Source organism: Hydrogenophaga sp. (assembly GCF_048549895.1).
Lineage (GTDB): Bacteria > Pseudomonadota > Gammaproteobacteria > Burkholderiales > Burkholderiaceae_C > Hydrogenophaga.
Genome location: NZ_JBLYYB010000189.1, coordinates 1 through 6,871, shown reverse-complemented (window position 1 = coordinate 6,871; position 6,871 = coordinate 1). Strand labels below are relative to the sequence as shown.

Sequence of the window (6,871 nt, the reverse complement as noted above, 5' to 3'; positions counted from 1 at the left end):
TCAAAACCCAGGCGCGCGGCCAGCGCGCGAAAGACGTCGGTGTTGGTGCGGGCCTCGCCCACGGGTGCGATGGCCGGGCGGTTGAGCAGCACGTCGGTGTGGCCGTAGCTGGTGTGGATGTCCCAGTGTTCGAGCTGCGTGGTGGCCGGCAGGATCACATCCGCATGGTCGGCGGTGTCGGTCTGGAAGTGTTCGAGCACCACGGTGAACAGGTCTTCGCGCAGGAAACCCTGCACCACCTTGCCCGACTCCGGCGCCACCGCCACCGGGTTGCTGTTGTAGACGATGAGCGCTTCGATCTTCGGGCCGAAGGCGGCCGAGCCCGGGTTCAGCAGGTCGTTGCCGATGGTGCTCATGTTGATGGTGCGTGGCGTGCGCCCGGCCAGCAGCTCGGGCTTGTGCAGGGCGGTGCGGTTCACCGGGAACTGCGCCGAGCTGGACAACAGCAGACCGCCCGCCGGCTGGCGCCACGCGCCCACCAGCGCCGGCAGGCAGGCCACGGCGCGCACCGCGTTGCCACCGCCGCGCACGCGCTGCATGCCGTAGTTCAGGCGGATGGCGGCCGGCTTGGTGGTGCCGTAGGCGCGCGCCAGGTCGGTGATCTGCTGCACCGGGATGCCGCACACCTCGGCGGCGCGTTCGGGCGGCCACTGCAGCGCACGCTCGCGCAGGCCCTCCCAGCCCAGCGTGTGCTGCGCGATGTAGTCGTGGTCCAGCCAGTCGTGGGTGATGAGCTGGTGCATGAGCGCGAGTGCCAGTGCGGCGTCGGTGCCCGGGCGCAGGGCGATGTGTTCGTGGCACTTCTCGGCGGTCTCGGAGCGTCTCGGGTCGATGCACACCAGCCGCGCGCCGTTGCGTTTGGCCTGCTGCGCCAGGCGCCAGAAATGCAGGTTGCTGCCGATGGAGTTGCTGCCCCAGATGACGATGAGTTGGGCGTCGGCAAAGTGCTCCACCTTCATGCCGACCTTGCCGCCCAGCGTCTGGATCAGCCCTTCGCCGCCGGCCGAGGCGCAGATGGTGCGTTCCAGATGTGAGGCACCGAGCCGGTGGAAGAAGCGCGCCGCCATGCCCTCGCCCTGCACCTGGCCCATGGTGCCGGCATAGCTGTAGGGAACGATGGCCTGCGGGTCGCGCGCGGCGATGTTTTTCAGGCGTTCGGCAATCAGGTCCAGCGCTTCGTCCCAGCCCACGCGTTTGAACTGCCCGCTGCCCTTGGGGCCGGTGCGCACCATGGGGTGCAGCAGGCGCTCGGGGTGGTAGGTGCGCTCGGTGTAGCGCGACACCTTGGTGCACAGCGCGCCGTCGGTGTGTCGGTGCTCGGGGTTGCCTTGCACGCGGGTTGCCACACCGTTCTCCACCGTGGTGACTAAGGAGCAGGTGTCGGGGCAATCGTGAGGGCAGGCGCCGCGGATCGTGTGCACGGTCGTGTTCATCGGAAGGAAGTGTTCAAGGTTCGTGGGACAGGCCGATTGGCAGGGCACTTGCTTTACCCTGTGGGGTTCCCAAATCAGCATATCAGGAGTGTTCGCATGCAGCGTCGTGAAGCCTTGTCCCATGTGTGCAAGTTGGTTGGCTCGGGCGCCCTGGCGTCGTGGGGGGGCTCGGCCGGCGCGCAGAGCGCGGCCTTGACCGACACGCGCATCGTGCTGGGGCAATCAGCCCCGTTCACCGGGGCTGCCGTGCAGTTGGGCCTGCAGTTTCACCTGGGTGCGCAGGCGTATTTCGATGTGGTCAATGCCAAGGGCGGGGTCAACGGCCGCACCATCGAGATCAAACGCCTGGACGACGGCTACGAGCCCGAGCGCTGCGCCGCCAACACGCGCCAGCTCATTGCCGACGATGTGTTTGCCCTGTTTGGCTACATCGGCACGCCCACCAGCCTGGCAGCCTTGCCGCTGGCCACCACCGCCAAGCTGCCGTTCTTTGCGCCGTTCACTGGTGCGCAGGCGCTGCGCGATCCGTTCAACCGCTACGCCATCCACGTGCGCGCTTCGTACTTCGACGAGACGGCCGCCATCGTTCGCCAGATCACGTCCACCGGCATCAAGAAGATCGCGGTCTTCTACCAGAACGACGCCTACGGCAAGACCGGTCTGGACGGTGTGACCCGGGCCATGGCCGCCATCAACCTGGAGCCCGCAGCACTGGGCACGGTGGAGCGCAACACGATCGAGGTGGCCCAGGCGGTGAAAGACATCATGGCGCAGAAGCCCGAGGCCATCGTGCAGATCGGGGCGTACAAGGCGGTGGCCACGTTTGTGCGCCAGGCCCGCCGTGCCGGCTTTGGCGGCAACTTCTACAACGTGTCCTTCGTGGGCACGCAGGCGCTCATCGACGAGCTCGGTGCCGAGGCCCGTGGTGTGTCCGTGAGCCAGGTGATGCCCTTTCCCTACACGCCGGCCACCCCGCTGTCGGGCGAGTACCTGGCCACCATCAAGGACAAGCGCGGTGTCGAGCCCAACTACTCCGGCATGGAAGGGTTTGTGGCGGCCAAGGTCTTCACCGAAGCGGTGCGCCGCGCGGGCAAGGCGCTCACGCGCGAGGGTTTCATCAACGCGGTGCAGGGCATGCAGAACGTGAACCTGGGGGGCTTTCCGGTGGACTTCGGGCCCGCGAAGCACACCGGTTCGCGGTTTGTCGAACTCACACTGCTCACCGAGGACGGCCGTATCCGCCGCTGAGCGAGGCCCGGGTGGTCGCGTTGCACCGTTGCATCACATCGGTGCTCTTCGGCGTGGAGACGCGTTGCGCTTGCCTGCCATTGGAAATGAATTCCTTTGTATTTGTTTGAGCCGATCCGGAAGAAATAACTACCCGGTTTGAAGTAACCGGCCGGCGGCTGGTCCGGTCGGGCCGCCGTCGGGGCGAAAACCCACAGATCGTTTGGCCCGATTGCCACCGCAAAGCGTTGCGCTGTAGCCTGTTGAAGTCGGTTGAGAAACACCCCACCGCTTTGGAGGTCCTTGATGCAGTTGCCCGTTCGCCATTGGCTGGCGCTGGCCTTGTTGGCCGGCTTGTCACCCGCCTGGGCTCAGGCCCCCGCTCCGGCAACTGCAGCGCCGGACCCCAAACTGATCCGGCTCGGGCTGATCCTGCCGCTCACCGGCGGCTCGTCCGACATGGGCAACAGCGCGCGCGTGGGCGCGCAGGTGGCGGTGGAAGAGATCAACGCAGTGGGTGGCTACCTCGGGCGCAAGCTGGAGCTGGTGATCCGCGACGACCAGGCCAACAACGACATGGGCCTCAAACACGCCGAGGAACTGGTGCTCACCGAAAAAGTGGCCGCCACCGTGGGCTTCTGCAACACCGGTGTGGCCATGAAGGCGCTTGACGTGTTCCAGAACAACCAGCACTTGCTCATCGTGCCTTGCGCCACCGGCACCGCGATCACCGCCAAGTACCCGGCGGCCGAGAGCTACATCTTTCGCACCTCGGCGCGCGATCAGTTGCAGTCGCAGTTTCTGGTGGCCGACATCGTCAAGCGCAACCTGAAGAAGGTGGCCCTGCTGGTGGACAGCACCGGCTATGGCGACGGCGGCCTGAAAGATCTGGAGGCGGCGCTGCAGGCCGTGGGCCTCAAGCCCCACATCGTCGTGCGCTTCAAGGTGGGGGTGAAAACCCTGGCCGACGAAATGAAGCAGCTCAAGGACTCCGGCGCCGACGCCCTGATCGGCTGGACCGTGGGCCCCGAGCAGGGTGTGATCTCGGCCAGCCGCGCCGCCGCAGGCTGGAACGTGCCGCAGTACGGCCCATGGGGCCTGTCGCACGCTTCTGCCTTTGAAGCGTCCAAGGGTGCTGTCGAGGGCACGTACGTGGTGCAGACCGTGTTGCCCAACACCTTCATGGAGCGCAACAGCACCTTTTTGCGGGGCTACGCCAAGCTGTCGAAAGAGCGCCCCATCGGCTCGATGATGTCGGCCGCTCAGACCTACGACTCGGTGCATCTGCTGCTGCGCGCGATGTTCCTGACCAAGGGCAACATCACCGGCAAGACCCTGAAGCAGTCGCTGGAGAACCTGCAGCAACCCTACCGCGGCGTGGTCACCACCTACGAAAAACCGTTCAGCAGCGCCGACCACGACGCCATCTCCGCCAACATGCTGTGGCTGGGCACCTGGCAAGGCGGTGAACGCACTTACGTCTACAAGGACGATGCCGCCCGCGCCAGCGTGATCCGCCGCAAGGAGTGAGCTGACCCGCCCGATACAGACCTTTCTGTTGACGGGTTTGCCGCTCGTTCGGCGGCGCTGGGTCAGGGTCATGGATACCATGGTGAGTTGTCTTCCCCGCCGCCCTGGCGGCACGCAAAGGTACCCATGAAGCTCATCGATTCCATCCTCACGCAAGCCGCCGGCATCGCGGCCGTGCGCCGAGACATCCATGCCCACCCCGAACTCTGTTTCAAGGAAGTGCGCACCGCCGACGTGGTGGCCTCCAAGCTGACCGAGTGGGGCATTCCGGTGCACCGTGGCATGGGCACCACCGGCGTGGTGGGCATCGTGCACGGCCGCGACGGCGGGGCTTGTGGCCGCGCCATCGGCCTGCGCGCCGACATGGACGCCCTGCCCATGCAGGAGCACAACACCTTCGCCCACGCCAGCCAGCACGCTGGCCAGATGCACGCCTGCGGCCACGACGGCCACACCGCCATGCTGCTCGGCGCCGCGCAACACTTTGCCCAACACCGCAACTTCGACGGCACGGTCTACCTGATCTTCCAGCCGGCCGAAGAGGGCGGCGGCGGCGCGCGCGAGATGATCAAGGACGGCCTGTTCGAGCAGTTCCCGGTGGAGTCGGTGTTCGGTATGCACAACTGGCCCGGCATGGCGGTGGGCACCTTCGCTGCGAGTGCCGGTCCGGTCATGGCGTCGAGCAACGAGTTTCACATCACCATCCGCGGCAAGGGCTCGCACGCTGCGCTGCCCCACAACGGCATCGACCCGGTGCCGGTGGCCTGCCAGATGGTGATGGCCTTCCAGACCATCATCTCGCGCAACAAGAAGCCGGTGGACGCCGGTGTGATCTCGGTCACCATGATCCACACCGGCGAGGCCACCAACGTGGTGCCCGACAGCTGCGTGATCCAGGGCACGGTGCGCACCTTCACCTTTGAGGTGCTCGACATGATCGAGCGCCGCATGCAGGAGGTGGCCGAGCACACCAGCGCGGCCTTCGGCGCCACGGTCGAGTTCCGCTTCAAGCGCAACTACCCGCCCACCATCAACCACGCCGCCGAGACCGCGTTTGCGCGCGAGGTCATGGCCGACATCGTGGGCGCTGATCGCGTGGTGGACCAGGAGCCCACCATGAGCGCGGAAGACTTCGCCTACATGCTGCAGGCGCGCCCCGGTTGCTACGCCTTCATCGCCAACGGCGACGGCGCACACCGCGAAATGGGCCACGGCGGTGGCCCCTGCATGCTGCACAACCCCAGCTACGACTTCAACGACGACCTGATCCCGCTGGGCGCCACCTACTGGGTGCAACTGGCTGAGAAGTGGCTGAGCCGCCCGCGCCCGGGGACAGCGGGTTGATTGCTCCCGCCGACGCTTTTTCGCCGTCGTACGCCCGCGCCCGGGTGCAGTTTCTGGAGGTGGCCGCCAGTGCGGGCATGGCCATCAGCAGCCACAACCATCCGCTGCCCGGCCGCGATGGTGAGGTGCTCGCGATGGACGTGGCGCTCGACGGCGACCCCGCCGCCGAACGCCTGCTCATCGTCAGCAGCGCCTGCCACGGCGTGGAGGGCCATTGCGGTTCGGGTGTGCAGGTGTTTGCCGCGCAAGACGCCGAATGGCGCGAACACGCACGCGCAGCCGGCGTGGCCGTGCTCTACATCCACGCGCTCAATCCGCACGGCTTCTCGTGGGTGCGCCGTGTGACGCACGAGAACGTCGACCTCAACCGCAACTTCCACGACTTCAGCCAGCCACTGCCCGCCAACGAGGCCTACGCAGAGCTGCACGAGCTGCTCTTGCCCGAACAATGGCCGCCCGGCCCGGACAACGCCGCGGCCATCGGCGCTCACATCCAGACCCACGGCCTGGCCCGTTTTCAGGCCGCGGTGTCGCAAGGCCAGCACGCGTTCGCCGACGGCCTGTTTTACGGTGGCATTGAAGCCACCTGGAGCAACCGCACGTTGCGCCAGGTGCTGCGCCGCCATGGGCAGCGTGCCCGCCACCTGGCGTGGATCGACCTGCACACCGGCCTGGGTGAACCCGGTTTGGGTGAGCGCATCTTTGCCAGCCGCGACGACGCGGTGGCGCTGGCGCGTGCCCGCCGCTGGTGGGGCGGCGGTGGCCAGACACCGGTGACGTCCATGCACGACGGCTCGTCCACATCGTCCCCGCTGACCGGTTTGATGTGGAACGTCGCCGATGAAGAGTGCCCGCAGGCGCAGTACACCGGCATAGCCATGGAGTACGGCACGGTGCCGATCAAGGAGGTGATCGACGCGCTGCGAGGGGATCACTGGCTGCACCTGCATCCGGATGCGCCCGAGGCTTTGCGTGCGGCGATCAAGGCGCGGTTGTTGGCGGCTTTTTATGTGGATACGCAAGAGTGGAAGGCGCGGGTGGTGGTGCAGGCGCGGCAGGCTTTGTTTCAGGCTGTTTCTGGGCTTTCTTCTTCTTTGTGATGTTTCTGCTTTCGTGGCGAGCCGGGTCTCGGCCCGGCGGCCGACTCACTTTCTTTTGCAACGCCCAAAAGAAAGTAGCCAAAGAAAAGGCGAGCCGAAGACCGGGACCCTGCGGGCTGCCTTGCGCTGCTCAGCCCGGCCTGACGGCGGGCTCGTTGGCCTGGGTTTCTGTGTGCGGGCCCTCACCCCAGCCCTCTCCCAGAGGGAGAGGGAGTGAATGCGGGAGCCAACTCCCCC

The 6,871-nt window shown here is 66.6% G+C and carries 5 protein-coding genes; 4 read left to right on the top strand and 1 reads right to left on the bottom strand.

Annotation, left to right across the window (positions count from 1 at the left end; genetic code table 11):
• On the bottom strand, window positions 1-1,433 hold a 1,433-nt coding region (locus tag ACN4F8_RS17950), incomplete at its 3' end, for a molybdopterin-dependent oxidoreductase (protein WP_419474814.1).
• A 96-nt stretch (window positions 1,434-1,529) separates the two neighbouring features.
• On the opposite strand from ACN4F8_RS17950, the gene ACN4F8_RS17945 reads away from it, so the two are divergent.
• The 4 genes from ACN4F8_RS17945 (at window position 1,530) to ACN4F8_RS17930 (ending at window position 6,634) form a co-directional block, all read left to right on the top strand.
• On the top strand, window positions 1,530-2,681 hold the full coding sequence (locus ACN4F8_RS17945; protein ID WP_419474813.1) for an ABC transporter substrate-binding protein: 1,152 nt from the start codon (window positions 1,530-1,532) through the stop codon (window positions 2,679-2,681).
• A 285-nt stretch (window positions 2,682-2,966) separates the two neighbouring features.
• Complete coding sequence (locus tag ACN4F8_RS17940; protein ID WP_419474812.1) at window positions 2,967-4,190, top strand: ABC transporter substrate-binding protein; 1,224 nt, start codon at window positions 2,967-2,969, stop codon at window positions 4,188-4,190.
• A 126-nt stretch (window positions 4,191-4,316) separates the two neighbouring features.
• Window positions 4,317-5,534: a M20 aminoacylase family protein gene (locus ACN4F8_RS17935; protein WP_419474811.1), complete on the top strand. Its 1,218-nt coding sequence runs from the start codon at window positions 4,317-4,319 to the stop codon at window positions 5,532-5,534.
• The gene (locus ACN4F8_RS17930) at window positions 5,531-6,634 is read left to right on the top strand and encodes a M14 family metallopeptidase (protein WP_419474810.1); all 1,104 of its coding nucleotides are present in this window, start codon (window positions 5,531-5,533) and stop codon (window positions 6,632-6,634) included. The genes ACN4F8_RS17935 and ACN4F8_RS17930 overlap by 4 nt, the downstream gene beginning before the upstream one ends.
• The last annotated feature ends 237 nt before the right edge of the window (window positions 6,635-6,871 follow it).

Excerpts from the sequence above, each read along its gene's own strand:
- ACN4F8_RS17945 (WP_419474813.1), top strand. The coding sequence starts at position 1,530 with ATGCAGCGTCGTGAAGCCTTGTCCCATGTGTGCAAGTTGGTTGGCTCG.
- ACN4F8_RS17940 (WP_419474812.1), top strand. The coding sequence starts at position 2,967 with ATGCAGTTGCCCGTTCGCCATTGGCTGGCGCTGGCCTTGTTGGCCGGC.
- ACN4F8_RS17935 (WP_419474811.1), top strand. The coding sequence starts at position 4,317 with ATGAAGCTCATCGATTCCATCCTCACGCAAGCCGCCGGCATCGCGGCC.